Consider the following 23,727-nt stretch of genomic DNA (forward strand, 5'->3'; position numbering starts at 1 on the left):
GCTCGGTACGGGCCTACGCTGGTCGCATGAGTACGTTGCGTGGACGAGGCACGGTCCAAGGCCTGCCGGAGTGGGACCGCTGTGCGGTCATGGGCGTCGTCAATGTGACCCCGGACTCCTTCTCCGACGGGGGCCGCTGGTTCGACACCGCGGCTGCGATCAAGCACGGCCTCGACCTGGTCGCCGAGGGCGCCGACCTGGTCGATGTCGGCGGCGAGTCGACCCGCCCCGGCGCCAGCCGGGTGGACGAGTCCGAGGAGCTGCGGCGCGTGGTCCCGGTCGTCCGGGAGCTGGCCCGGGAAGGCGTCACGATCTCCGTGGACACCATGCGGGCCCGCGTCGCCGAACAGGCCGTCGCCGCCGGTGCGACCCTGGTCAACGATGTGAGCGGCGGGCTCGCCGACCCGGACATGATCCCGGTCGTCGCCGCGTCCGGCACGCCGTTCGTCGTCATGCACTGGCGCGGCTTCAGCGAGTCCATGAACAGCCGCGCCGTGTACGAGGACGTCGTCGCCGAGGTCGTCACGGAGCTGCGGATGCGGATGGACGCCGTGGTCACGGGCGGTGTCGCCCCCGAACGGATCGTGGTCGACCCGGGCCTGGGCTTCGCCAAGGACGCCGCCCACGACCTCGCCCTCGTCGCCCACCTCGACGAGCTGCGCGCCCTCGGCCGTCCGCTGCTGGTCGCCGCCTCCCGCAAGCGGTTCCTCGGCCACGTGCTGGCCCGCGAGGGCGCCGCCCCGCCGCCCGCCCGCGAACGCGACGCGGCCACCGCCGCGATCTCCGCCCTGTCCGCCCAGGCGGGCGCCTGGGCGGTCAGGGTCCACGAGGTCCGGGCCACCGCCGACGCCGTACGGGTCGCCCGCGCCGTCGAGGGAGCCGCGTGAGCGAGCGCCACGACGACCAGGCAGAGGCCGCCGCCGACATCGCAGCGGTCGAGCAGGCCAACACCGCCTTCTACGAGGCGATGGAACGCGGCGATCTCGACGAGCTCTCCGGGCTCTGGCTGCCCGGCGAGGACCTCACCGTCTCCTGCGTCCACCCCGGCTGGCCGGTACTCAGCGGCCGCGGCGAGGTGCTGCGCAGCTATGCGCTGATCATGGCGAACACCGAGTACATCCAGTTCTTCCTGACCGATGTCGGGGTCTCGATGACCGGTGACACGGCCCTGGTGACCTGCACCGAGAACATCCTCAGCGGCGGGCCGGCGGAGGACGGCGGCGAGCTCGGGCCGCTGGTCGGCCAACTCGTCGTGGCCACCAATGTGTTCCGCCGCACCACGGACGGCTGGAAGCTGTGGTCCCACCACGGCTCGCCGGTGCTGGCCGACTCCGATGACGACGACGAGGAGGAGGACACGCCCTCCTGAGCGGGTATGCCTCCGAAGGGAATGGAATCCGGGACCGCGGGTAGGGGGAGGCGGCTACCAGCCCAGCACGGCCTTGTCCATAGCCCCGCGGGCGAGCACTGTCGGTGCTCGCAGGTAGATTCGAATGAGGGCACCTCGCCGCCCGCACGCGGCCCCGGGCCTCTACGACCAACGACAGCAGGAGTGATTCGCGTGGATCGTGTCGCGCTGCGCGGCCTCAGGGCCCGTGGGAACCATGGTGTCTTTCCGCGGGAGCGGGAAGAGGGCCAGACCTTCATCGTGGACCTGGTCCTCAGCCTCGACACCCGTCCCGCGGCAGCCACCGACGACCTGACGAAGACCGTGCACTACGGCGTGGTCGCGGAGGAAGTCGTCGAAATCGTGCAGGGAGACCCCGTCGATCTGATCGAAACACTTGCGGAACGCATCGCCCAGAAGTGCCTGGGGCACGAAGGTGTCGAGGAGGTGGAGGTCGTCGTCCACAAGCCGGATGCGCCGATCACCGTTCCGTTCGACGATGTGACCATCACCATCACCCGGAGCCGAGCATGACTGCATTTTCTACCGAGGGGCAGAGCGACCCGACCGTACAGCCGGTTCCCGCCTCCGTGGTCGAGCAGGTGGACGCCGCGGACATCACTCTCTCGAACCCCAAACGAGCCGTGCTCTCCCTCGGCTCCAACCTCGGCAACCGGCTGGAGACCCTGCAGGGCGCCATCGACGCGCTGGAGGACACCCCCGGCCTCCGGGTCAAGGCGGTCTCCCCGGTGTACGAGACGGAGCCCTGGGGCGTCGCGCCCGGCTCCCAGCCGTCGTACTTCAACGCGGTGATCGTCGTGAAGACGACGCTTCCCCCGTCTTCCCTCCTGGAGCGCGGCCAGGCCATCGAGGAGGCCTTCGAGCGGGTCCGTGAGGAGCGCTGGGGCCCGCGCACCATCGACGTCGACATCGTGGCGTACGCGGACGTCGTCTCCGACGACCCGGTCCTCACCCTCCCCCACCCCCGGGCCCATGAGCGCGCCTTCGTCCTCGCCCCGTGGCACGACATCGACCCCGAGGCCCAGCTGCCCGGCCGCGGCCCGGTCGCCGACCTGCTCAACGGCGTCGGACGCGAGGGCATACAGCCCCGGCCCGATCTGGAACTCCGCCTGCCCGAGTAGTCGTTAGGCTCAGGGCAGGCCGGCAACGGCACAGAACAGACGGACACAGAGACCGACGGTCGGTCGACCGGCGGCGAAGGGCGGCTCTCGCGGTGAGGCAACTACGGCTCGGGGTACTGGCCGGAATCTTCGTCGCGGCAGGCGTGCTGTCCTGGGGCGGTGCCCGCCTCTGGGACTCGCTCGACACCCTGCCGAGCGTGCCTCTTGCCGCACCCGTCGTGCTCGCGGTGATCGCCGTCATCCTGCTCGCGACGGCGCTCTCCATCCGCTCCCGGCTGCGCGCCCAGCGTGAGCGCCGCCCGGGCGCGAAGGGCGTCGAGCCGCTGATGGCGGCCCGCGCCGTGGTGTTCGGCCAGGCCAGCGCCCTGGTCGTCTCACTGGTCGCCGGCCTGTACGGCGGTGTGGGGGTCTTCCTGCTCGGCTCGCTCGACGTCCCTGCCCGCCGCGACCAGGCGATCTACGCCGGCTTCGCGGTGCTGGCAGGCATCGGGGTGGTTGCCGCCGCCCTGTTCCTGGAGCGCGTCTGCAAGCTCCCGGACGACAAGGACGACGACAAGAGCGCCGCTTCCGCCTGACGCGCCGTGCCCGTCCGGCACACCGGCACCAGCCACGGCAGCATCGGCAGGGCAATCGGCCCTCAGCGCGCCATGATCAGGCTCATCGCCTCCGCGCGCGTCGCGGGGTCACGGAGCTGGCCGCGTACCGCCGACGTCAGCGTCTTCGCGCCCGGCTTGCGGATCCCGCGCATCGACATGCACATGTGCTCGCACTCGACCACGACGATGGCTCCGCGCGGCTCCAGGATCCTCATCAGCGAGTCGGCGATCTGCGTGGTGAGCCGCTCCTGGACCTGCGGGCGCCGGGCGTAGACGTCGACCAGCCGGGCCAGCTTCGACAGACCGGTGATCTTTCCGGTGGTCGCCGGGATGTACCCGACGTGCGCGACCCCCCGGAACGGCACCAGGTGGTGCTCACAGGTCGAGAACACCTCAATGTCCTTGACCAGCACCATCTCGTCGTGACCGAGGTCGAACGTGGTCGTCAGGACGTCCTCGGGCGCCTGGTGCAGGCCCGCGAATATCTCCTTGTACGCCCGCGCCACCCGTCCCGGCGTCTCCCGCAGCCCCTCCCGGTCCGGGTCCTCCCCGACGGCGATGAGAAGCTCACGCACCGCGGCTTCGGCCCGCTTCTCGTCGAACTCACCGATCGAACCCTGGCCGTCCAGCGTTACCGGGTCGGTCATCTGTGCCTCGTTCCTTCAGCTGTCACCTGCGCCGCATCGCGCGGGCATACCAAAAAGCCGTGCCCCACAGGCTAAAACCTGGGGGGCACGGCATCCATTCCGGGTCGGTGGACCCCCGTGACGGGGGCCACACCGGGTCCGTACTAGCTCTCCGGACGCTCCTCCGGGATCGCCTCGGCGGCCGGGGCGGTGTCCGTCGGCGTCGACCCGTTGGCCGTGGTGACGCCGTTGGTGAGAGCGAGCTCCTTCGGCGAGAGCACCGGAGGCCGCGTCGACGGTGTACGCCGTGCGGAGCCGGTCCACGCCGGGCGGGCCGGACGCTTCACGATTCCGGCGAAGATCTCGGCGATCTGCTCCTTGCCGAGGGTCTCCTTCTCCAGCAGCTGGAGGACCAGGTTGTCGAGAACGTCGCGGTTCTCGACGAGGATCTCCCAGGCCTCGTTGTGCGCGGTCTCGATGAGCTTCTTGACCTCTTCGTCGACGAGCGCCGCGACCTCTTCCGAGTAGTCGCGCTGGTGGCCCATCTCCCGGCCCAGGAAAGGCTCGGTGTTGTCGCCGCCGAACTTGATCGCGCCGAGCCGCTCCGTCATGCCGTACTGCGTGACCATCGCGCGGGCCGTGGCACTGGCCTTCTCGATGTCGTTCGCAGCACCGGTGGTCGGGTCGTGGAAGACCAGCTCCTCGGCCGCGCGCCCGCCCAGCATGTAGGCAAGCTGGTCGAGCATCTCATTGCGCGTCGTGGAGTACTTGTCCTCCTCGGGCAGCACCATCGTGTAACCGAGGGCGCGGCCGCGGGAGAGGATCGTGATCTTGTGCACCGGGTCCGAGTTCGGCGAAGCCGCCGCGACCAGGGCGTGTCCGCCCTCGTGGTACGCGGTGATCTTCTTCTCCTTGTCGGACATGATCCGGGTCCGCTTCTGCGGACCGGCCACGACGCGGTCGATCGCCTCGTCCAGCATTTCGTTGTCGATCAGCTTCAGGTTGCTGCGCGCCGTGAGGAGCGCCGCTTCGTTCAGCACGTTCGACAGGTCGGCACCGGTGAAGCCGGGCGTACGACGGGCCACGGCGCCGAGATCGACGTCCGGGGCGACCGGCTTGCCCTTCTGGTGCACCTTGAGGATCTCGAGACGGCCCTGCATGTCCGGCCGGTCGACCGCGATCTGCCGGTCGAAGCGGCCCGGACGCAGCAGCGCCGGGTCGAGGATGTCCGGCCGGTTCGTGGCGGCGATCAGGATGACGCCGCCCTTCACATCGAATCCGTCCATCTCGACGAGCAGCTGGTTCAGGGTCTGCTCACGCTCGTCGTGACCACCGCCGAGACCCGCACCGCGGTGCCGGCCGACGGCGTCGATCTCGTCGACGAAGACGATCGCCGGGGCGTTCGCCTTGGCCTGCTCGAACAGGTCACGGACCCGGGAGGCACCGACACCGACGAACATCTCGACGAAGTCGGAACCGGAGATCGAGTAGAACGGGACGCCCGCCTCGCCCGCGACGGCGCGTGCGAGCAGCGTCTTGCCCGTACCGGGAGGCCCGTACAGCAGGACGCCCTTGGGGATCTTGGCCCCGACGGCCTGGAACTTCGCCGGCTCCTGGAGGAACTCCTTGATCTCGTGGAGTTCCTCGACCGCCTCGTCGGACCCCGCCACATCGGCGAACGTCGTCTTCGGGGTGTCCTTGGTGATCAGCTTGGCCTTGGACTTGCCGAACTGCATGACCTTGGAGCCGCCACCCTGCATCTGATTCATCAGGAACAGGAAGACGACCACGATCAGGACGAAAGGCAGCAGCGAGAGAAGGATCGAGAGGAACGGCGACTGCTTCGACGGCGAGACGGTGTAACCCTTCTCGATGTCACCGCTCTCGAACTTCTTCTGCAGTGTGTCGGCAAGCTGGACACCCTGGTCACCGATGTAGCTCGCCTGGAACTTGTTGCCGGACTCGCCCGGGAGTTTCTGGCCGTCCTTCAGCTCAATCTTGAGGATCTGTTCGTCACCGGTGGTCAGCTTGGCCTGCTCCACCTGGTCCTTGCTGATCGCCTGGATCACCTTGCCGGTGTCCACCGTCTTGTAGCCGCCCGACGAGCCGACGACCTGCATCAGCACGACCACGGCGAGGACGGCCAGCACGATCCACATGACCGGCCCACGGAAGTATCGCTTCACGTCCATCCATACGGAGCGAAGTCGCCCCGTCCCTCCTGCCCGTAGGTAAATGCTGCTGAATGCTGCTGTGAGAAAAGACTGTTCTTCGGACGGTACCCCAGCATTGTCACCCGTGACCGCCGGGGACGTCTGTCAAACGTGCCTTCGAAGCCTTCAACGCCGGGCGGCGGTCAAGCGTTCCCCGACAGCCCGCCCGCGTCGGATGCGGGCCCGGGAAGGAGGGGTTGCGGCCGGTCAGCCGCCGTAGACGTGCGGGGCGAGCGTCCCGACGAAGGGCAGGTTGCGGTACTTCTCCGCATAGTCCAGGCCGTAACCGACGACGAACTCGTTGGGGATGTCGAAGCCGACCCACTTGCAGTCGAGCGCGACCTTCGCCGCGTCCGGCTTGCGCAGCAGGGTGCAGATCTCCAGGCTGGCGGGCTCACGCGAGCCCAGGTTCGACATCAGCCAGGAAAGCGTCAGGCCCGAGTCGATGATGTCCTCGACGATCAGGACGTGCTTGCCCTTGATGTCGGTGTCCAGGTCCTTGAGGATCCGGACGACACCGGACGACTGGGTGCCCGCGCCGTACGACGAGACAGCCATCCAGTCCATGGTGACGGGGGTGGACAGCGCGCGCGCCAGGTCCGCCATCACCATCACTGCGCCCTTGAGGACGCCGACGATGAGCAGGTCCTTGCCCGCGTACTCCGCGTCGATCTTCGCGGCCAGCTCGACGAGCTTTGCGTCGATCTCTTCCTTGGTGAGGAGCACCGCCTGAAGGTCGGTACCCATGTCCTTCTCGTTCACCCGCGTCTCTTTCTCTGCCTGCCCGGTCCGGAGTGGTGTCCCCGACCTGCGCGGCCGCTCGCCTGCATGTCAGCCGCTTGTGCGTCAGCTCTGCCGAATCACCAGTCTGCCACCCTGGCGCCGGGCTTCGACTCGGCCGGGGAGGTTGATGGCCTGCTGGCCGCGCCAGCCGGTGATCAGCCGGTCGACTTCTTCGATGTGCCGGGCGAACAGCGAACCGGCCGGAGCACCCGCCTCCACGGCCGCACGGCGCAGCACCCGGCGGCGGACGGCGGGCGGCAGCGCGTACAGCTTGGCGCACTCCAGCTGCCCGGCGTCGTCGCGTACGGCGGAGTCGGCCTCGGCGGCCCAGGTGTCCAGGGCGTCGGCGTCGTCGCGGGAGAGCTGCGCGGTACGGGCCAGGGCCCCGACGACGCCTTTGCCGAGGGCCTTCTCCAGGGCGGGCAGGCCCTCGTGACGCAGCCGGGAGCGGGTGTAGGCGGGGTCGATGTTGTGCGGGTCGTCCCAGACAGGCAGGGACTGGACGAGGCAGGCCTTGCGGGCGGTCTGCCGGTCGAGCTGGAGGAAGGGGCGCCGGTAGCGGCCGGCCGGACCGGATGCGGCGGCCATGCCGGAGAGCGAGCGGATACCGGAGCCGCGGGCGAGGCCGAGCAGGACCGTCTCCGCCTGGTCGTCGCGGGTGTGGCCGAGCAGCACGGCGGCGGCGCCGTGCCGCTCGGCCGCCGCGTCCAGTGCGGCGTAGCGGGCGTCGCGGGCGGCGGCCTCGGGACCGCCCTCGCTGCCGACGTGCACGGCGACGGCCTCGACCGGGTCGAGGTGCATATCCCTGAGCCGGGCGACGACCTCGGCGGCGCGGACGTCGGACCCGTCCTGGAGGTTGTGGTCGACGGTGATGCCGCCGGCCCGGACGGCCAGCTTGCGGGCCTCGAAGGCGAGGGCGGAGGCGAGCGCCATGGAGTCGGCACCGCCGGAACAGGCGACCAGCACCAGCGGGGTGTCGGGCCGTTCGGGAAGTGCGGCGCCGCACCTGCCCGTGCCGGCTTCGGCGAACTCGGGGCGCGAGGCGCGCTCGCTATGTGCGCTATGTGCGATGTGATCGGTGCGTTCGGCGAATTCGTTGAGTACGTCGTGGAGTACGCGGCGAACCGCCAGGCGTATCGCCGCGACCGCAGGATGGGGACCCATGTCCGGTGCCCTTCGTGAAGTTTTAAGGGGTGCTTCGAAGCGTCGACACGGACGAGTGCCGTCACTCAGAGTGCGTCGATGGTGACAGAGCCGAGCCGTCCATCGAGCATTGCACGCCATTCCATGCCCCTACGGTCCCTCGGATGGGTGATTACCGGCGCGTACTTCTGTTGTCTTCCCCCGTCGGCCGCCTCATGATCACGACTCTGCCTTACGGTGCACCCTCGCGATCCAGTCGGCCGGGGCGGCGATCTCGGCCTTGGTGGGGAGGGTGTTCGGGGACGTCCAGACCCGGTTGAAGCCGTCCATACCGACCTCGTCGACCACGGCGCGTACGAACCGTTCGCCGTCCCGGTACTGACGCAGTTTGGCGTCGAGGCCGAGGAGCTTGCGCAGCGCCTGGTCGAGCCGCGAGGCGCCGCGCGCCCGGCGCTGCTGGAACTTCTCCCGGATCTCACCGACGGAGGTCACGACCTCGGGGCCGACGCCGTCCATCACATAGTCGGCGTGCCCTTCGAGCAGGGACATCACGGCGGTGAGCCGGCCGAGGATCTCGCGCTGGGCAGGGGTCTGGACGATCTCGACGAGGCTGCGGCCGCCGTCCTCGCCCTCCTCGCCCTCGGGCCGGCCGCCGGCGAGCGACTGGGCGGCCTCGCGGAGCCGTTCCAGCACGGTCATCGGGTCGACGTCGGTCTCGTCGAGGAACGACTGGATCTCGCCCTGCAGGTGGTCGCGGAGCCACGGCACACCGGTGAACTGGGTGCGGTGGGTCTCCTCGTGGAGTGCGACCCAGAGCCGGAAGTCGTGCGGGTCGACCTCCAGTTCACGCTCGACGTGGACGATGTTCGGGGCGACGAGCAGCAGCCTGCCGCCGCCGTTGGCCGAGGCCGGGAGGTCGCGGCCGGCCGGGGCGAACGTCTCGTACTGGCCGAGCACCCGGGAGGCCAGGAACGACAGCAGCATGCCCAGTTCGACACCGGTGACCTTGCCGCCGACCGCGCCGAGTACGGCGCCGCCCGGGCTGTTGCCGCGCCGGTCCTGCATCTTCTCCAGGAGGGGGCGGAGCAGTTCGCGGAAGCCCGCGACGTTCGCCCTGATCCAGCCGGCCCGGTCGACGACCAGGACCGGGGTGTCCTCCGGTTCGGTCCCCTCGGGGATCATCCGCGTGAAGGAGCGGACGTGCTCCTCCGCGGACTTGGCATGCCGGCGGAGCTCCGCGACGACTTCGCGGGCCTCCTCGCGGCTGATGTCGGGGCCCGGCCGTACAAGCCGGGTCGCGGTCGCAACCGCCAGATTCCAGTCGACCATCTCGGCACCACCGATGCTCGTCATGCGTCAACCGTACGTGCTCGGGTCGCTCCGCGGTGAGCTCTTGACCGGCTCACCGGGTGCGGGCGGCGAGGCTCGCGGCAAGGGCGTCGAGCGCGGACTGGGCCTCGGACGGCGAGGTCGTACCGGATGCCAGGAAGGCGAAGGCGAGCAGTCGCCCCTGCCCGTCGACGACGGTCCCGGCGAGGGTGTTCACCCCGGTGAGGGTGCCGGTCTTGGCGCGGATCAGGCCGGTGCCGCGCGATGTCTCGGTGTACCGCTTGCTGAGGGTGCCGCTGAAGCCGGCCACCGGGAGACCGGTGAGGACGGGGCGCAGTTCGGGATGGTCCGGGTCGGCGGCGCGGGCCAGCAGCCCGGCCAGCAGCCCGGCGGTGACCTTGTCCTGCCGGTTCAGTCCGCTGCCGTCGGCGAACGTTGCGCCGTTCAGCGGCAGATGCAGCTTCTTCAGCTGCGCGGTGACGGCCCGTCGGCCGGCGGCGAAGTCGGCAGGTTCGCCCGTGGCCAGGGCGGCCTGCCGGGCCAGCGCCTCAGCGATGTCGTTGTCGCTGTTGGTCAGGGCTCGTTCGACAAGGGCGGACAGCGGGGCGGAGAGGTGCTTGGCGACGGGCCGCGACTTGGCGGCCGGGCGGCCGGACACCGGGCCGGGCCCGGTGTCGATGCCCGCGTCGTTCAGCAGACCGGCGAAGGCGCGGGCGGCGTCACCGGCCGGGTCGCCACTGCGCGGGGCGGGTCCGCGGTCCGTACCGTCGAGCCGCCCCTCGTCCACCATCAGGGCGCTGACCGGGGCGATGTTCTCGTTGGGGCCGATCGGGTGCAGTGCGGGTCCGGAGTACCGGGACGTGTCGTACGCGAGCCGGACGGTGTCGATGCCGCGGTCGCGCAGCGCGTGCACGGTGTCCGCGGCCAGCTCGCGCAGCGCCGCCTTGTCGAGGGTGGGGTCGCCACCGCCGACGAGGGTGAGGCCGCGGGAGTCCGGGGCCGCCTGGACCGTCGTCGCGATGCGGTGTCCGGGGCCGAGGGCGGAGAGCGCGGCGACGGCGGTGGCGATCTTGATGGTGGAGGCGGGCGTCATGGCTGTGTCGGCGCCCTGCCCGTACAGCCGCTTGCCGGTGGCGGTGTCGATGACGACGGCGGTACGGACCGTGCCGAGCGCGGAGGCGTTCAGCAACGGGGTGAGGGTGTCCCGGAGGTCGGCCGTTGCTCCGTCCGGGGCGTCCGGGGCGTCCGGGGCGGACTTGTCGACCCCGGTGCTCAGACCCGCGAGGACCGCCGGGGCACTGGGGGCCGGGGCCGGTCCGGACGGTGCGGCGGCCTCGTGATGTACACCACCTGTACGGCTCCTGGCGACCGCCCACTCCTGCTCGGCCTTACGCTGACCCGAGTCCCAGGGACCGGCGGCGAGGACGGCGCCGGCTGCGAGCGCCAGGCCGAGGACGGCGGAGGCTGCCGTGAACTGCCAGTTGCTCAGTCCGTGCAACTTGTTCAGGCGGGCCGCTCCGGTCGGCCCGCGGAACGCTTTCAACGGATTGATCGACGGTCTTTTCACCGGCTCGGCCACCGTTGACCAGCCCCTTTCGCGAGCACACATCTCCGTGGGGGACACTTAATCACCAGTCGTATGTGTTGATCATGGAGGAGCCACCCGTGGAGTTCGACGTCACCATCGAGATCCCGAAGGGTTCGCGGAACAAGTACGAGGTGGACCACGAGACCGGTCGGATCCGCCTGGACCGTCGACTCTTCACCTCGACCAGCTACCCGGCGGACTACGGTTTCGTCGAGAACACCCTCGGCGAGGACGGCGACCCGCTGGACGCGCTGGTCATCCTGGACGAGCCGACCTTCCCCGGCTGCCTCATCAAGTGCCGCGCCATCGGCATGTTCCGCATGACGGACGAGGCCGGCGGCGACGACAAGCTGCTGTGCGTCCCGGCCTCCGACCCCCGGGTGGAGCACCTGCGCGACATCCACCACGTGTCGGAGTTCGACCGCCTGGAGATCCAGCACTTCTTCGAGGTCTACAAGGACCTGGAGCCCGGCAAGTCCGTCGAGGGCGCCGACTGGGTCGGCCGCGCCGAGGCGGAGGCCGAGATCGAGGCCTCCTACAAGCGCCTTGAGGCGCAGGGCGGCGCGCACTGACGCCTGCGGTCCCCGCAGCCGTCGGACAGGCTTGACGTCGATTCCGTATGCGGTCCTGCGCACGGTCCGTACGGTCCGGCGCGAGGTCCGTTTGCGGTTCCGCGCAAGGAACGGGCGGCACACCCTTCACCGGTGTGCCGCCCGTTTCGCGTGTGCGCCCATGTCCGTGCCCATACTGGGCACAAGCGCAACCGAAGACGCGCAGCCAAGAAGGAGCGAGGTCGAGTGGTGGCGGAACAGGGCGGTCCTGAGGACCAGAAGCCCCAGTCCGACGAGGCGCGCAGCGCCTTCGTCCCGCCGGAGGGGGTGGGGAAGACCGCGACTCCGTCGGAGGACGACCATCCCACCTCGGAGTTCGCCATTCCGGCCGGTCTGACGCCCGAGCCCCCTGGCGCAGGTTCCGCTTCCGGATCCGGATCGGGTTCGGGCAGCGGCTCGGACACGATCGGTTCCGCGTTCGCCCCGCCGCGCACCCACGGCGCCAAACAGTCGCCGCCCGCTTTCACCCCGGCACACGGCATTCCGATGGTCCAGCTGACCAAGGAGGCCCCGTGGCAGGACCGGATGCGCACGATGCTGCGGATGCCCGTCGCCGAGCGGCCGGCGCCGGAGCCGGTGCAGAAGCCGGACGAAGCGGGGCCCGCGGTGCCGCGCGTGCTCGACCTGACCTTGCGTATCGGGGAGTTGCTGCTCGCGGGCGGCGAGGGTGCGGAGGACGTCGAGGCCGCGATGTTCGCGGTGACCCGCAGTTACGGTCTCGACCGCTGCGAGCCGACGGTGACTTTCACCCTGCTCTCGATCTCGCACCAGCCGTCGCTGGTCGACGATCCGGTGACGGCGAGCCGCACCGTACGCCGCCGCGGCACCGACTACACCCGACTGGCAGCGGTCTTCCGGCTCGTCGACGACATCACCACCGAGGACGTCGAGGTCTCCCTGGAGGAGGCGTACCGGCGGCTCGCCGAGATCCGGCGCAACCGGCATCCGTACCCCGGCTGGGTGCTGACGCTGGCCGGCGGTGGGCTGGCCGGTGCGGCGTCGGTGCTGGTCGGCGGCAACGCGCTGGTCTTCGTGGTGGCGGCGGCCGGCGCGATGCTCGGCGACCGGCTCGCCTGGCTCTTCGCGGGGCGCGGAATGCCGGAGTTCTACCAGTTCGTGGTGGCGGCGATGCCTCCGGCCGCGATAGGGGTCGCACTGACCCTGACCCACTCGACGGACATCCGGCCGTCCGCCGTCATCACCGGTGGGCTGTTCGCCCTGCTGCCCGGGCGGGCTCTGGTGGCGGGCGTCCAGGACGGCCTGACCGGCTACTACATCACCGCGGCGGCCCGGCTCCTCGAAGTCATGTACTTCTTCATCGCCATCGTCACCGGTGTGCTGCTGGTCCTGTATCTGGGGGTGCAGCTGGGCGCCCAGCTCAATCCGGAGGCACGGTTCGTGGCCCACGACCGTCCGGTGGTGCAGATCCTGGCGTCGATGGCGCTCTGTTTCGCCTTCGCGATCCTGCTTCAGCAGGAACGGTCCACGGTGCTCGCGGTGACCCTCAACGGCGGTGTGGCCTGGGTGATCTACGGGGCGATGGCCCGGACCGCCGGTATCTCGCCGGTGGCGGCGACGGCGGTGGCGGCGGGGCTGGTGGGGCTCTTCGGGCAGCTGTTCTCGCGGTACCGGTACACCTCGTCGTTGCCGTTCATCACGGCGGCGATCGGTCCGCTGCTGCCTGGTTCGGCCACGTACTTCGGTCTGCTGGGTGTCGCGCAGAACGAGCTGGACCGGGGGCTCGCCTCGCTGTCGACCGCGGTGGCGACGGCGCTGGCCATCGCGATCGGGGTGAATCTGGGGAGCGAGATCTCCCGGCTGTTCATGCGGGTGCCGGGAGCGGTCGGCGGGGCGAACCGCCGCGCGGCCAAGCGGACGCGCGGCTTCTGACGCCCTCTGCCGGTACGGAGGCGGGTCAGCGCTTGGCGTGGCGGCCGCGCTGGCCCGGGGCCGGGCTGCCGCCTCCGGCGATCGGGCCGGAGCCCGCGCCCTGGGCGGCCGCTTCCTTCTTCGCCCTGCTGCGGGCGCGCAGGAACTCGATCGCGATCGGCACCACCGAGATCAGCACGATCAGGATGAGCATCGCCTCGATGTTCTTGCGGACGAACTCGATCTGGCCGAGCCCGGCACCGAGCAGTGTGACGCCGACACCCCAGAGCACGCCGCCGATGATGTTGAACGTGATGAACGAGCGGTAGTTCATCCGGCTCACACCGGCGATGATCGGCGTGAACGTACGCACGACGGGCACGAAGCGGGCCAGGATCAGCGACTTCGGACCGTACTTCTCGAAGAATTCGTGGGCCTTCTCGACGTTCTCCTGCTTGAAGAGGCGGGAGTCCGGCCGCTTGAAGAGCGACGGGCCGACCTTGCGGCCGAAGAGATAGCCCACCTGGTCGCCGATGATCGCCGCCAGCGCCACCAGGAGACAGACGAGCCACAGCGGGGTGTGCAGCTTGTCCGTCGTCACCAGAAGGCCCGTGGTGAACAGCAGGGAGTCACCGGGCAGGAAGAAACCGATCAGCAGCCCGGACTCGGCGAAGACGATGACCAGTACACCGAGCAGCCCGAACTGCCCGATGAGATGGTCCGGGTCCAGCCAGCTCGGTCCGAGCGCAAGCGTATTCAAGGGTCCGGACTCCAGGATCGGTCGATGGTGGCTGCGTGGCCGCCCAAAGCTATCAACGCCACAGGGCGCCTCCGGGTTCCAGTGGCCCACGTGAGGATGCTGCGAGGATGCACAGGGGGTGAACCGGGACAAAGCTGTCCCCAGGAGGTGCCACACGATGGGCATTGAAGATTACGGCGGCGGCCAGACCGCGCGGTCCGAGGTTCTGGTCGTCACCACCAATGACGTCCCCGGCTACCAGGTGACCCAGGTGATCGGTGAGGTGTTCGGCCTGACGGTGCGCTCGCGTCACCTCGGCAGCCAGATCGGCGCCGGGCTGAAGTCGATGATCGGCGGCGAGCTGAAGGGGCTGACCAAGACCCTCGTCGCCACCCGTAACCAGGCCATGGAGCGGCTCGTCGAGCAGGCCATGGCCCGCGGCGCCAATGCGGTGCTGATGATGCGCTTCGACGTGACGGAGGCGGCCGATGTGGGCACGGAGGTCTGTGCGTACGGCACAGCGGCCGTGATCAGCAAGACCTGACCGCCCGACGGGGGCCGAGGCGCCTTCGGCCCCCGTACGGGGAGTTACGCCCGGCGCTCCGCGTTGGCGTCGATCGCGTCCCGGAGGTGCTCGGCCAGGCCGGGCCGGATCGATTCGTAGTATGCGCGGAACTGCGGGTCGCACACGTACATCTCGCCGAGCCCGCGGTGGATGCCGTAGGTGCATTCGTAGAACCATGTGGAGATGTGGAGCCGGTGCGCCTCGGCCAGCTCCATCGCGGCCTCCGAGCCGGCCGGCTCGCCCGCCTCCATCACGGCGATGTAGGCCTCGCCCCATGCGGCGACCTCGGCCTGCATCCGCTTCCAGTCGTCCTTGGTGTAGCGGGCCACCCGGCGCTGCGACTCCGCGTACGTGGCCGTTCCGCCCCAGCGGCGCTCGGCCTCCTCCGCGTGCTCCTCCGGGTCCTTGGCCCCGAAGACCTCGAACTTCTCCTCGGGCGTGAGATTGATGCCCATCTTCCGTGCCTCCATGGCTGTCTCGACGGCGGCGGCCATCTTCTGGAGCTCGGCGATCCGGCCGGACAGCAGAGCGTGCTGGCGGCGCAGGTGGTCCTGCGGATCCGCGTCCGGGTCGTCGAGCAGCACCGCGATCTCTTCGAGCGGGAAGCCGAGCTCCCGGTAGAACAGGATCTGCTGCAGCCGGTCGAGGTCGCCGTCGTCGTAGCGCCGGTGGCCCGCGTGGCTGCGCCCGCTGGGCGAGAGCAGTCCGATGCCGTCGTAGTGGTGCAGTGTGCGCACCGTGACTCCGGCGAAACCGGCGACCTGTCCCACGGAGTGATCCACGGGTTCCCCGCCCCCTTCTTCTCTTCGCTCTGTACGTCGGTACGTGTCCGAGCCTGAGCCCTGACGTGACGTGAGGTGCAAGCCCGAATTGCCCTCACGCTTGGATCCGATCAGCGAATTATGCGGCTTTTGCGTCGCTAGGGTGAGCCGATGGTCTCCGACTCCCCCACGCTCGCCGAGTCCGCCTCCGCACGTCGGCTGCTGCTTCTCATCGTGCCCGCCCTGGTCGTGGGTGTGGCCTCGGCGCTCGTCCTGCTCGGCATCAGTCTCCTCGCGGAGCAGCTCCGGGACGTGCTCTGGGAGACGCTTCCCGAGGCGCTCTCCATCGGCGGGTACTCCTCGCTGTGGATGATCGTGATGCTCACTGCCACCGGCCTCGCGACCGGCCTGGTCATCCGCACGGTGCACGGTCACGCGGGACCCGACCCGGCCACCACCGGGCTGGTCGATCCGCCCCTGCCGCCGGACGTCATCCCCGGGCTGCTGGTCGTGACGGTCCTGGCGCTGGCCGGCGGGGTCAGCCTCGGGCCCGAGAACCCGATCACCGCCGCCAATATCGCGCTCACCTTCTGGCTGGGCCGCCGGGTCGCCCCACGGGCTCCGGCCGCCCTGTGGATCGCGCTCGCCTCGGCCGGCAGCATCGGCGCACTGTTCGGCACCCCGATCGCCGCGGCCCTGATCCTCTCCGAGTCGCTCGCGGCCGACGGGGGCACGCCGGGCGCGCTCTGGGACCGGCTCTTCGGCCCGCTCGCGGCGGCCGCCGCGGGGGCACTCACCATGTCGCTGCTGGCCCGCCCCAGCTTCGGCCTGTCACTGCCGCCTTACCCCGGCCCGCACTGGGGCGATCTGCTCCACTCGGCCGTGATCACGTCGGCCGCGGCGCTGCTCGGACTGGCGGCGGTGTACGCGTTCCCGTACGTACACCGCGCCTTTCGCACACTGCGTCATCCGGTCCTGATGCTGACCTGCGGCGGCCTGGTGCTCGGTCTGCTCGGCGCGCTCGGCGGGCATCTCACGCTCTTCAAGGGACTGGACGAGGTGAAAGAGCTCGGCGCCGATCCGAACGGCTGGTCGGCCGGCCAGTTCGCCGCCATGGCGGTGGTGAAGACGGCCGCGCTGGTGACCGCCGCGACCTGCGGCTTCCGGGGCGGCCGGATCTTCCCTGCCGTGTTCGTCGGCGTAGCGATCGGGTTGTGCGCCCATGCCGCGGTCGACGCGGTGCCGTGCGCGGTGCTGGGGGTTCTGCTCGCCATCACCCGGCAGGGCTGGTTGAGCCTGTTTACGGCGGCGGTGCTGGTCAGCGACGCGGCCGTACTGCCGCTGCTGTGCGTCGCCTCGCTGCCGGGCTGGCTGCTGGTGACCGGACGGCCCCAGATGCAGCTCCATGAGGACGGCACACCACTGAGGTGAACCGGACCCGCACCGCGCCTGTCCGACGCGCCTGTTGCGGCAGTTGTCCGTATCGTCACATCCGTATGGCCACGTCCCGGTCTGCCCGTCGGAGGTTCCCGTATGCCCACGCCTGTCAACGTCGCCGTCATCTACTACTCCGCCACCGGCACCGTCGCGACCATCGCCAAGGCCATCGCGGAGAACGCCGAGAAGGCCGGCGCGGAGGTACGGCTGCGCAAGACGGTTGAGCTCGCACCGCAGGCGGCCATCGACTCCAACCCGGCCTGGGCCGCCAACGCGAAGGCGACCGCCGGCATCGCCGAGGCCTCGAAGGACGACGTGATCTGGGCGGATGCCGTGATCTTCGGGTCGCCGACCCGGTTCGGCAATGTCGCGGCCCAGCTCAAGGAGTTCCTGGACCGGCTGGGCGCCCTCTGGCAGGCGGGTCATCTCGCGGACAAGGTCTACAGCGGCTTCACCTCCACCAGCACCCCGCACGGCGGTCAGGAGTCCACGCTGCTGGCGCTCTACAACTCGATCCATCACTTCGGCGGCATCCTCGTCGCCCCCGGTTACACGGACCCGACGAAGTTCGTCGACGGCAATCCCTACGGCACCTCGCACATCGCCGGGCAGGGCGACATCCCGGTCGGTGAGCAGACCCTGACCGCGGCCCGGGTGCAGGCCGAGCGGGTCGTGAAGTTCACCCGCGCCATCAAGTCCGGCCTCGCGGCCGGGAGCTGACCCGAGCAGGCCACCGCCACCGTCATCGCCGCCACGAGCTGAGAAGGACTGTCCGCCGATGCCTCTCCACAAAGGTTCGAATCACGAGAAGGAACCGTCCGAAGAGCGGCGCAGGCGTGCCTTCAACCCGTTCTTCGGGGAGGCCGATCCGACGGTCGGGATGACGTGCGCGCCGCCGCGGCACCGGCTGCCCGACGGACCGCTGCCGCCGTCGACCGCGTACGGCCTGGTCCATGACGAGCTGATGCTCGACGGAAACTCCCGGCTCAATCTCGCCACCTTCGTCACCACCTGGATGGAGCCCGAGGCCGGCGTGCTGATGGGCGAGTGCCTGGACAAGAACATGATCGACAAGGACGAGTACCCGCGCACCGCCGAGCTGGAACGCCGCTGTGTGGCGATGCTCGCCGACCTGTGGAACGCGCCCGACCCCTCGAAGACGGTGGGCTGTTCGACCACCGGCTCCAGCGAGGCCTGCATGCTCGCCGGCCTGGCGCTCAAACGCCGCTGGTCGGCCAGGAACGCCGACCGCTACCCGGCGAGCGCCAAGCCCAACCTCGTCATGGGCATCAATGTGCAGGTCTGCTGGGACAAGTTCTGCAATTTCTGGGAGGTCGAGGCCCGGCAGGTCCCGATGGAGGGCGGCCGCTTCCATCTCGACCCGCAGGCCGCCGCCGAGCTCTGCGACGAGAACACCATCGGCGTGGTCGGGATCCTCGGCTCCACCTTCGACGGTTCGTACGAGCCCGTCGCCGACCTCTGCGCGGCCCTGGACGCCCTGCAGGAGCGCACCGGCCTCGACATCCCCGTCCATGTCGACGGCGCGTCCGGTGCGATGGTGGCACCGTTCCTGGACGAGGACCTGGTGTGGGACTTCCGCCTTCCCCGGGTGTCGTCCATCAACACCTCCGGGCACAAATACGGGCTGGTCTACCCGGGCGTCGGCTGGGTGCTGTGGCGCTCACCCGCGAATCTCCCCGAGGAGCTCGTCTTCCGGGTCAACTACCTGGGCGGCGACATGCCGACCTTCGCGCTGAACTTCTCCAGGCCAGGTGCGCAGGTGGTGGCGCAGTACTACTGCTTCCTGCGGCTGGGCCGGGACGGCTACCGCGCCGTTCAGCAGGCCTCCCGCGATGTGGCGACCGGGCTCGCCACTCAGATCGAGAAGCTGGGCGACTTCCAACTCCTCACCAGGGGTGATGAGTTGCCCGTCTTCGCCCTGACGACCGCCTCCGAAGTGCAGGCGTACGACGTCTTCGACGTGTCGCGCCGCCTGCGCGAGCACGGCTGGCTGGTGCCCGCGTACACCTTCCCCGCCAACCGGCAGGATCTGTCGGTGCTCCGGGTGGTGTGCCGCAACGGCTTCTCCTCGGACCTCGCAGAACTGCTCCTGGAGGACCTCCGCCTGCTGCTGCCCGAACTGCGCAGTCAGCGGCACCCGTTGAGTCATGACCGGGAGGTCGCGACGGCCTTCCACCACTGACCGAGGAGCAAGCCGGCGCCGGGGGCGGCCGGGTCGGGATCGGATTCGGGTCAGTGGCTCAGCCGGGCGAACCGCCGCACCGCAAGCGGAAAGAAGACCGCGATCAGGGCCACCGGCCAGACCACCGCGAGCAGTCCGGCATGCTCCGCCGCCCAGGATCCCCCGGCCCCGCCCGGGTTGCCGAACAGGTCACGCACCGCCGTGGCCGTCGCCGACATCGGGTTCCATTCGACGACCGCGCCCAGCCAGCCCGGCATCGACTCCGGTGTGGCAAAGACGTTGGAGAGAAAGCCGACCGGCCAGACCAGGATCTGCACCGCCTGCACCATCTCCGGCTTCCCGGCCACCATCGCCAGCTGGATGCCGATCCACAGCATCGCGAACCGCAGCAGCAGAAGCAGCCCGACCGCCCCCAGCGCCGCGGCCACCCCGTCGTGCCGGCGCCAGCCGACCGCGTACCCGACCCCGATCATCACGGCGAGCCCGGCCACCGACTGGAGCATGTCCGCCATGCTCCGGCCGACCAGCACCGAACCGGACACCATCGGCATGGAACGGAACCGGTCGATGACTCCCTTGGTGAGATCCTGGGTGACCGCGAGCATGGTCGACTCCAGACCGAACGCCATGGTCAGCGCGAGCATGCCGGGCACCAGGAACTCGGTGTTGTCGCCGTCGATGCCCTGCCCGCCGCCGACCAGGTAGTTGAACATCAGCAGCAACATCACGGGGAAGACCAGGCCGACGACGATCTGCACCGGCTGCCGGGCCCAGTGCGCGAGTTCGCGCCGGGTCATCGTCCATGAATCGGCCACGGCCCAGCCGATCGTGGTCGCGCCCACCGCGCTCGTACCAGCCGTTCCGGTACCGACCGCTCTCATGCCACCACCTCCGCGTCGTCCGCCTTCCTGTCGGTGAGGGACAGGAACACCTCGTCCAGGGTCGGGCGGCGCACCGCGATGTCCTCGGCCTCGATGCCCGCCTCCTCCAGGGCCCGTACGGTCCGGGTCAGCGTCGCCATCCGGTCCCCCGCGGGCGCCCCGATCAGCCGCCGGTCCGCATCCACGACCACTCCGCCCGTCAGCAGCCCCGCCGCGGCGCCCAGTTGTGTTGCGTCGCGGACGACGACATCGATCCGGTCCCCGCCCACCAGCGCCTTCAGCTCATCGGCCGTGCCCGCCGCGGCCACCCGCCCGGCGTCGATCACCGAGATCCGGTCCGCAAGCTGATCGGCCTCCTCCAGATACTGCGTGGCCAGCAGTACGGTCGTGCCGCCGCCGACCAGTGAACGCACCGCCGCCCACACCTCGGCCCGCCCGCGCGGGTCGAGTCCGGTCGTCGGCTCGTCCAGGAAGAGCACCTCGGGGTCGGTGATCAGTGAGGCGGCCAGATCGAGCCGCCGTCGCATACCGCCGCTGTACTCCCTGACCGCCTTGCGGCCGGTGTCCGCGAGCCCGAAGCGGGCCAGCAGCTCGTCGGCCCGTACGCCCGCACGGCGTGCGCCCAGGTGGTACAGCCGGCCGAACATCTCCAGGTTCTGCCGGCCGCCGAGCTCCTCGTCGACCGCCGCGTTCTGCCCGAGCAGCCCGATCCGTCGCCGGACCTCGCCGGCCCGGCTCCGTACGTCGAACCCCGCCACCTCGGCCCGGCCCTCGTCGTGCCGCAGCAGCGTCGACAGGATGCGTACGGCCGTGGTCTTGCCGGCGCCGTTGGGGCCGAGCACGGCATGCACCGTGCCCCGGCCGACCCTGAGATCGAGGCCGTCCAGGACGCGCTTGCCGCCGTACCTCTTGTGCACATCTTCGAGAACGATCGCGTCGGTCAAATCGCCACACCCTCTCGCCGTCGTCACGCACCTAGTCAAACTTGACTAGACGGAGAAGATAACTGCAGCTCTCTCATTCGTCAAACTTGATTAGCCGTTGTCCCCGGGATCCTGGACACCGGTCGCGTACGGGTTCTCGTCGCCCTCGGCAAGTACGCCGACGAACGGATCACCCTCCCCCGCGAAGGTGTACGCGCCGCCCTCGATCCGCGCGATCAACCCCCGCGTCCACTCGGCCCCGGCGTCCGCCGAGTGGACCCACATGTTCATGATCTCCCCGATGTGGCCCAGCGACTCGGGCCCGTCCTCCGGTGTGTAGTACTCGGTGACCGAGGCCCGCCAGGCCGCCAGCCCCGCCACCCGCTCCTTCAGCAGCGCGACCGCCTCGGAGCGCTCCAGGTCGACGATGAAGCCGATGCCTGCCGACAGCACGTCCATCTTCTGGTCGTACGCGGTCAGCGCCGCACGCAGCAGCGCGAGGTACTCCTCCGTGCCCCGCTCGGTGATCTCGTACTCGGTGCGGGGCGGGCCGCCCGCAATGCTCGGAGCGGTCTCATGGGCGACCAGCAGCCCTTGCTTCGCCATCTGCTTCAGGGCGTGGTAGATCGAGCCCGGCTTGGCGTTGGACCACTCGTGGGCGCCCCAGTACTCCAGGTCGTTGCGGACCTGATAGCCGTGCGCCCGGCCGTGCTGCCGCACGGCACCGAGGACCAGCAGCCGGATCGCGGACATCCACTCACCCTTCCTATTCAACTTTGACTAGGGTAGCCCGCCTCCTGCGCGACCAGTTCGAACGCGGTACGGCCGTCCAGGGACTCCCGGATGATGTCGGCATGCCCGGCGTGCCGGGCGATCTCCTCGACGAGATGGACCAGCAGCCAGCGCATCGAGCACTTCTCGTCCTTCGGGAACCAGGGCGCCTCGGGCAGCGGGAATGTGTCGTTCATGCTCTCCACCGAGTGGATGAACTCCTCGGTCTCCGCCGCGGCCTTCGCCCAGAACTCCAGCATCTGCGGGACGGTCTCGTCCCCGACCAGCCGGAAGCTGTCCGCCCACGTCTCCTCGGTGCGGGCCTTCTCATTGGAGCGCTGCTGAGCGAGACGCAACCAGTTCAACTCGGTCTCGGCGACATGCTTGAGCAGCCCGGAGAGGGAGAGTTCGCTGGCGCTGGGCCGGCTCGCCGCCTGCTCCTCGGTCAGCCCGATCAGCGAGCGCCGGATCGCGCCGCGCTGCGCCTCGACGAAGGAGAGGAGCGCGCCGCGCTCGTCGCCGTGGGCCTCTGCGGGAACGTGAGTGACCATGGTGTCCGCCCTTCGGAACCGTTCGGGCTTACGCCCGGTGTCTTCCTGACACCGACCAAGCTACGGACCCTTGCGGACAGCTTCCGTCCTCAACAGGTGGGCATCAGAGCGAGAATTCGGTCCGGCCGTGCTGGATCGAGATCCACTTCTGGGTGGTGAACGCCTCCACGGTGGCATCGCCGTTCAGCCGCCCGGATCCGGAGAACTTCTCGCCGCCGAAGGACACCAGCGGGTCGTCCTGGATGGTGGAGTCGTTCACGTGGAACATCCCGGTGACGATGCGTTTCGCGAACCGCACCCCGCGTTCCGCGTTGGCCGTGTGCACGGCGCCGCTCAGCCCGTACGGGGAGTCGTTGGCGATCCGTACGGCGTCCTCCTCGCCGTCGAACGTCACCAGCAGCGCCACCGGGCCGAAGATCTCCTGGGCCAGCAGCGGGGAGTCGTCCGGCAGCCCAGCGAGGACGGTGGGCTCGACGAGATTGCCATGGGTGCGGCCTCGCACGAGCGCCGTGGCGCCATCCGCGATCGCCTGGTCGACCAGGGCGGTCAGCGCGTCGGCCTGGAAGGTGTTGATGACGGGGCCGATCTGGGTGGCCGGATCCCGCGGGTCGCCGGTCCTGAGCGCGGCCACCTTGGCGATGAACTTCTCGGTGAACTCCGGCGCGACGGAGCGGTCCACCAGGATGCGGTTGGCGGCCATACAGACCTGCCCCTGGTAGACGAAGCGGCTGAAGACCGCCGCGTCGACCGCGTAGTCGATGTCGGCGTCCTCCAGCACCACCAGGGCGCTGTTGCCGCTGAGTTCGAGGACGGTCCGCTTGAAGAGCCCGCCGGCGGTCGCGCCGACATGGCGGCCGACCCGGTCCGAGCCGGCGAAGGAGATCACCTTGGGTACGGGGTGCGCTATGAGCGCGTCGCCGATCTCGGCGATGTCGGTGACCAGGACGTTGAGCAGTCCGGCGGGCAGCCCGGCCTCCTCGAAGATCTTGGCGATCAGTCCGCCGCCGACCACGGGGGCGTTCTGGTTGGGCTTGATGACGACCGCGTTGCCCAGCGCCAGAGCCGGGGCGACCGACTTCATCGTCACCAGGAAGGGGAAGTTGAACGGACTTATCACGCCTATGACGCCGACGGGCAGCCGGTAGACGCGGTTCTCCTTGCCGTCCACCGGGGACGGCAGGATCCGGCCCTCGGGGCGCAGCGCCTGCTGGATCGCCTCGCGCAGGAAGTCCTTGGCGCAGCGGATCTCGTACTCCGCCTTGAGCCGGGTGCCGCCCAGCTCGTCGATGATCGCGCCGATGATGTCCTCGGTGAGTTCATCGGTGATGCGCAGGGCGCGTTCGAGGACGAGGCGGCGTTCGTACGGATTGGTGTCGGCCCAGATCCGCTGGGCGCGCTCGGCGGCGCGATAGGCCTCGTCGACCTCCTGTGCGGTGGCGACGGTGATCGCGGCGAGCTTTTCGCCGTTGTACGGATTGAAATCGATGATGTCCCAGGAGCCGGTACCGGTCCGCCACTCACCGTCGATGTACTGGTTGGCCAGCTCATTGAAGAAGGACATGCGATCCCTTACTGCAGGTGCAGACTCCTGTTGAGACGTCATCGTACT

At 69.7% G+C, this 23,727-nt stretch carries 24 protein-coding genes; 11 read left to right on the forward strand and 13 right to left on the reverse strand.

Translation table 11 applies throughout. The annotated features are described in order from the left end of the window. Positions 1–26 precede the first annotated feature (26 nt). From folP to ACWCP8_RS32955, 5 genes are all read left to right on the forward strand, one after another. A complete protein-coding gene (folP, locus tag ACWCP8_RS32935) occupies positions 27–887 on the forward strand; it encodes a dihydropteroate synthase (RefSeq protein ID WP_451119880.1) in 861 nt (286 codons plus the stop codon). Further along, positions 884–1,369: a nuclear transport factor 2 family protein gene (locus ACWCP8_RS32940; protein ID WP_352268493.1), complete on the forward strand. Its 486-nt coding sequence runs from the start codon at positions 884–886 to the stop codon at positions 1,367–1,369. The genes folP and ACWCP8_RS32940 overlap by 4 nt, the downstream gene beginning before the upstream one ends. Positions 1,370–1,561: 192 nt before the next feature. Beyond that, positions 1,562–1,921, forward strand: a complete 360-nt coding sequence (folB, locus tag ACWCP8_RS32945; protein WP_352268492.1) for a dihydroneopterin aldolase — start codon at positions 1,562–1,564, stop codon at positions 1,919–1,921. Continuing rightward, positions 1,918–2,529 (forward strand): 2-amino-4-hydroxy-6-hydroxymethyldihydropteridine diphosphokinase, encoded by a 612-nt coding sequence (gene folK / locus ACWCP8_RS32950; RefSeq protein WP_326604472.1) that lies wholly within the window; start codon positions 1,918–1,920, stop codon positions 2,527–2,529. Before folB ends, folK begins: the two co-directional genes overlap by 4 nt. Positions 2,530–2,621: 92 nt before the next feature. Further along, positions 2,622–3,104: a DUF3180 domain-containing protein gene (locus ACWCP8_RS32955; protein WP_352268491.1), complete on the forward strand. Its 483-nt coding sequence runs from the start codon at positions 2,622–2,624 to the stop codon at positions 3,102–3,104. A 62-nt stretch (positions 3,105–3,166) separates the two neighbouring features. Here ACWCP8_RS32955 and folE read toward each other — a convergent pair whose 3' ends face one another. From folE to dacB, 6 genes are all read right to left on the reverse strand, one after another. Then, positions 3,167–3,772, reverse strand: coding sequence for a GTP cyclohydrolase I FolE (gene folE, locus ACWCP8_RS32960; RefSeq protein WP_093777878.1), 606 nt, complete (start codon positions 3,770–3,772; stop codon positions 3,167–3,169). 143 nt (positions 3,773–3,915) lie between these two features. Continuing rightward, positions 3,916–5,943 carry an ATP-dependent zinc metalloprotease FtsH gene (ftsH, locus tag ACWCP8_RS32965; RefSeq protein WP_352268488.1) on the reverse strand — a complete coding sequence of 676 codons (2,028 nt, stop codon included), beginning with the start codon at positions 5,941–5,943 and terminating at the stop codon, positions 3,916–3,918. 228 nt (positions 5,944–6,171) lie between these two features. After that, entirely contained in the window at positions 6,172–6,711 is a 540-nt protein-coding gene (gene hpt / locus ACWCP8_RS32970) for a hypoxanthine phosphoribosyltransferase (RefSeq protein WP_030972308.1), read from the reverse strand. A 99-nt stretch (positions 6,712–6,810) separates the two neighbouring features. Next, on the reverse strand, positions 6,811–7,911 hold the full coding sequence (tilS, locus tag ACWCP8_RS32975) for a tRNA lysidine(34) synthetase TilS (protein WP_451119884.1): 1,101 nt from the start codon (positions 7,909–7,911) through the stop codon (positions 6,811–6,813). 198 nt (positions 7,912–8,109) lie between these two features. After that, positions 8,110–9,243, reverse strand: a complete 1,134-nt coding sequence (locus tag ACWCP8_RS32980; RefSeq protein ID WP_352268486.1) for a zinc-dependent metalloprotease — start codon at positions 9,241–9,243, stop codon at positions 8,110–8,112. 49 nt (positions 9,244–9,292) lie between these two features. After that, positions 9,293–10,798, reverse strand: coding sequence for a D-alanyl-D-alanine carboxypeptidase/D-alanyl-D-alanine endopeptidase (gene dacB, locus ACWCP8_RS32985; protein ID WP_451119886.1), 1,506 nt, complete (start codon positions 10,796–10,798; stop codon positions 9,293–9,295). Between the two features lie 86 nt (positions 10,799–10,884). Between dacB and ACWCP8_RS32990 the strand changes: the two genes are divergently transcribed. Then, positions 10,885–11,379, forward strand: a complete 495-nt coding sequence (locus ACWCP8_RS32990; RefSeq protein WP_003968257.1) for an inorganic diphosphatase — start codon at positions 10,885–10,887, stop codon at positions 11,377–11,379. Between the two features lie 225 nt (positions 11,380–11,604). Further along, complete coding sequence (locus ACWCP8_RS32995) at positions 11,605–13,308, forward strand: threonine/serine ThrE exporter family protein (protein WP_451119888.1); 1,704 nt, start codon at positions 11,605–11,607, stop codon at positions 13,306–13,308. Between the two features lie 25 nt (positions 13,309–13,333). Here the strand turns inward: ACWCP8_RS32995 and ACWCP8_RS33000 are convergent, their stop codons facing one another. Further along, on the reverse strand, positions 13,334–14,047 hold the full coding sequence (locus ACWCP8_RS33000; protein ID WP_352268483.1) for a DedA family protein: 714 nt from the start codon (positions 14,045–14,047) through the stop codon (positions 13,334–13,336). 157 nt (positions 14,048–14,204) lie between these two features. Here ACWCP8_RS33000 and ACWCP8_RS33005 point away from each other — a divergent pair, with 157 nt between their 5' ends. Beyond that, positions 14,205–14,570 carry a YbjQ family protein gene (locus ACWCP8_RS33005; protein WP_267004495.1) on the forward strand — a complete coding sequence of 122 codons (366 nt, stop codon included), beginning with the start codon at positions 14,205–14,207 and terminating at the stop codon, positions 14,568–14,570. Positions 14,571–14,614: 44 nt separating this feature from the next. Here the strand turns inward: ACWCP8_RS33005 and ACWCP8_RS33010 are convergent, their stop codons facing one another. Continuing rightward, on the reverse strand, positions 14,615–15,373 hold the full coding sequence (locus ACWCP8_RS33010) for a MerR family transcriptional regulator (protein WP_356001383.1): 759 nt from the start codon (positions 15,371–15,373) through the stop codon (positions 14,615–14,617). 150 nt (positions 15,374–15,523) lie between these two features. Here ACWCP8_RS33010 and ACWCP8_RS33015 point away from each other — a divergent pair, with 150 nt between their 5' ends. The 3 genes from ACWCP8_RS33015 to ACWCP8_RS33025 all read left to right on the forward strand — a co-directional run bounded on the left by ACWCP8_RS33015 (position 15,524) and on the right by ACWCP8_RS33025 (position 18,992). After that, on the forward strand, positions 15,524–16,783 hold the full coding sequence (locus ACWCP8_RS33015) for an ion channel protein (protein ID WP_451119891.1): 1,260 nt from the start codon (positions 15,524–15,526) through the stop codon (positions 16,781–16,783). A gap of 102 nt (positions 16,784–16,885) precedes the next feature. Next, positions 16,886–17,509: an NAD(P)H:quinone oxidoreductase gene (wrbA, locus tag ACWCP8_RS33020; protein ID WP_382835232.1), complete on the forward strand. Its 624-nt coding sequence runs from the start codon at positions 16,886–16,888 to the stop codon at positions 17,507–17,509. 58 nt (positions 17,510–17,567) lie between these two features. Continuing rightward, positions 17,568–18,992 (forward strand): glutamate decarboxylase, encoded by a 1,425-nt coding sequence (locus ACWCP8_RS33025; RefSeq protein WP_451119893.1) that lies wholly within the window; start codon positions 17,568–17,570, stop codon positions 18,990–18,992. A 50-nt stretch (positions 18,993–19,042) separates the two neighbouring features. Here ACWCP8_RS33025 and ACWCP8_RS33030 read toward each other — a convergent pair whose 3' ends face one another. The 5 genes from ACWCP8_RS33030 to ACWCP8_RS33050 form a co-directional block, all read right to left on the reverse strand. After that, complete coding sequence (locus tag ACWCP8_RS33030) at positions 19,043–19,873, reverse strand: ABC transporter permease (protein ID WP_451119895.1); 831 nt, start codon at positions 19,871–19,873, stop codon at positions 19,043–19,045. Next, positions 19,870–20,817, reverse strand: a complete 948-nt coding sequence (locus ACWCP8_RS33035) for an ATP-binding cassette domain-containing protein (RefSeq protein ID WP_451119897.1) — start codon at positions 20,815–20,817, stop codon at positions 19,870–19,872. Before ACWCP8_RS33035 ends, ACWCP8_RS33030 begins: the two co-directional genes overlap by 4 nt. A gap of 90 nt (positions 20,818–20,907) precedes the next feature. Next, positions 20,908–21,549 (reverse strand): PadR family transcriptional regulator, encoded by a 642-nt coding sequence (locus tag ACWCP8_RS33040; protein ID WP_352268473.1) that lies wholly within the window; start codon positions 21,547–21,549, stop codon positions 20,908–20,910. Positions 21,550–21,566: 17 nt separating this feature from the next. Continuing rightward, a complete protein-coding gene (locus tag ACWCP8_RS33045) occupies positions 21,567–22,118 on the reverse strand; it encodes a DinB family protein (RefSeq protein WP_352268471.1) in 552 nt (183 codons plus the stop codon). A gap of 103 nt (positions 22,119–22,221) precedes the next feature. Then, a complete protein-coding gene (locus ACWCP8_RS33050; protein WP_352268470.1) occupies positions 22,222–23,679 on the reverse strand; it encodes an aldehyde dehydrogenase family protein in 1,458 nt (485 codons plus the stop codon). Positions 23,680–23,727 lie beyond the last annotated feature (48 nt).

The organism is Streptomyces sp. NPDC002206 (assembly GCF_053593595.1).

Coding starts and splice junctions, on each gene's coding strand:
- folP (WP_451119880.1), top strand. CDS start 27: ATGAGTACGTTGCGTGGACGAGGCACGGTCCAAGGCCTGCCGGAGTGG.
- folK (WP_326604472.1), top strand. CDS start 1,918: ATGACTGCATTTTCTACCGAGGGGCAGAGCGACCCGACCGTACAGCCG.
- folE (WP_093777878.1), bottom strand. CDS start 3,772: ATGACCGACCCGGTAACGCTGGACGGCCAGGGTTCGATCGGTGAGTTC.
- ftsH (WP_352268488.1), bottom strand. CDS start 5,943: ATGGACGTGAAGCGATACTTCCGTGGGCCGGTCATGTGGATCGTGCTG.
- hpt (WP_030972308.1), bottom strand. CDS start 6,711: ATGGGTACCGACCTTCAGGCGGTGCTCCTCACCAAGGAAGAGATCGAC.
- tilS (WP_451119884.1), bottom strand. CDS start 7,911: ATGGGTCCCCATCCTGCGGTCGCGGCGATACGCCTGGCGGTTCGCCGC.
- ACWCP8_RS32980 (WP_352268486.1), bottom strand. CDS start 9,243: ATGACGAGCATCGGTGGTGCCGAGATGGTCGACTGGAATCTGGCGGTT.
- ACWCP8_RS33005 (WP_267004495.1), top strand. CDS start 14,205: ATGGGCATTGAAGATTACGGCGGCGGCCAGACCGCGCGGTCCGAGGTT.
- ACWCP8_RS33015 (WP_451119891.1), top strand. CDS start 15,524: ATGGTCTCCGACTCCCCCACGCTCGCCGAGTCCGCCTCCGCACGTCGG.
- wrbA (WP_382835232.1), top strand. CDS start 16,886: ATGCCCACGCCTGTCAACGTCGCCGTCATCTACTACTCCGCCACCGGC.
- ACWCP8_RS33025 (WP_451119893.1), top strand. CDS start 17,568: ATGCCTCTCCACAAAGGTTCGAATCACGAGAAGGAACCGTCCGAAGAG.
- ACWCP8_RS33030 (WP_451119895.1), bottom strand. CDS start 19,873: ATGAGAGCGGTCGGTACCGGAACGGCTGGTACGAGCGCGGTGGGCGCG.
- ACWCP8_RS33040 (WP_352268473.1), bottom strand. CDS start 21,549: ATGTCCGCGATCCGGCTGCTGGTCCTCGGTGCCGTGCGGCAGCACGGC.
- ACWCP8_RS33045 (WP_352268471.1), bottom strand. CDS start 22,118: ATGGTCACTCACGTTCCCGCAGAGGCCCACGGCGACGAGCGCGGCGCG.
- ACWCP8_RS33050 (WP_352268470.1), bottom strand. CDS start 23,679: ATGTCCTTCTTCAATGAGCTGGCCAACCAGTACATCGACGGTGAGTGG.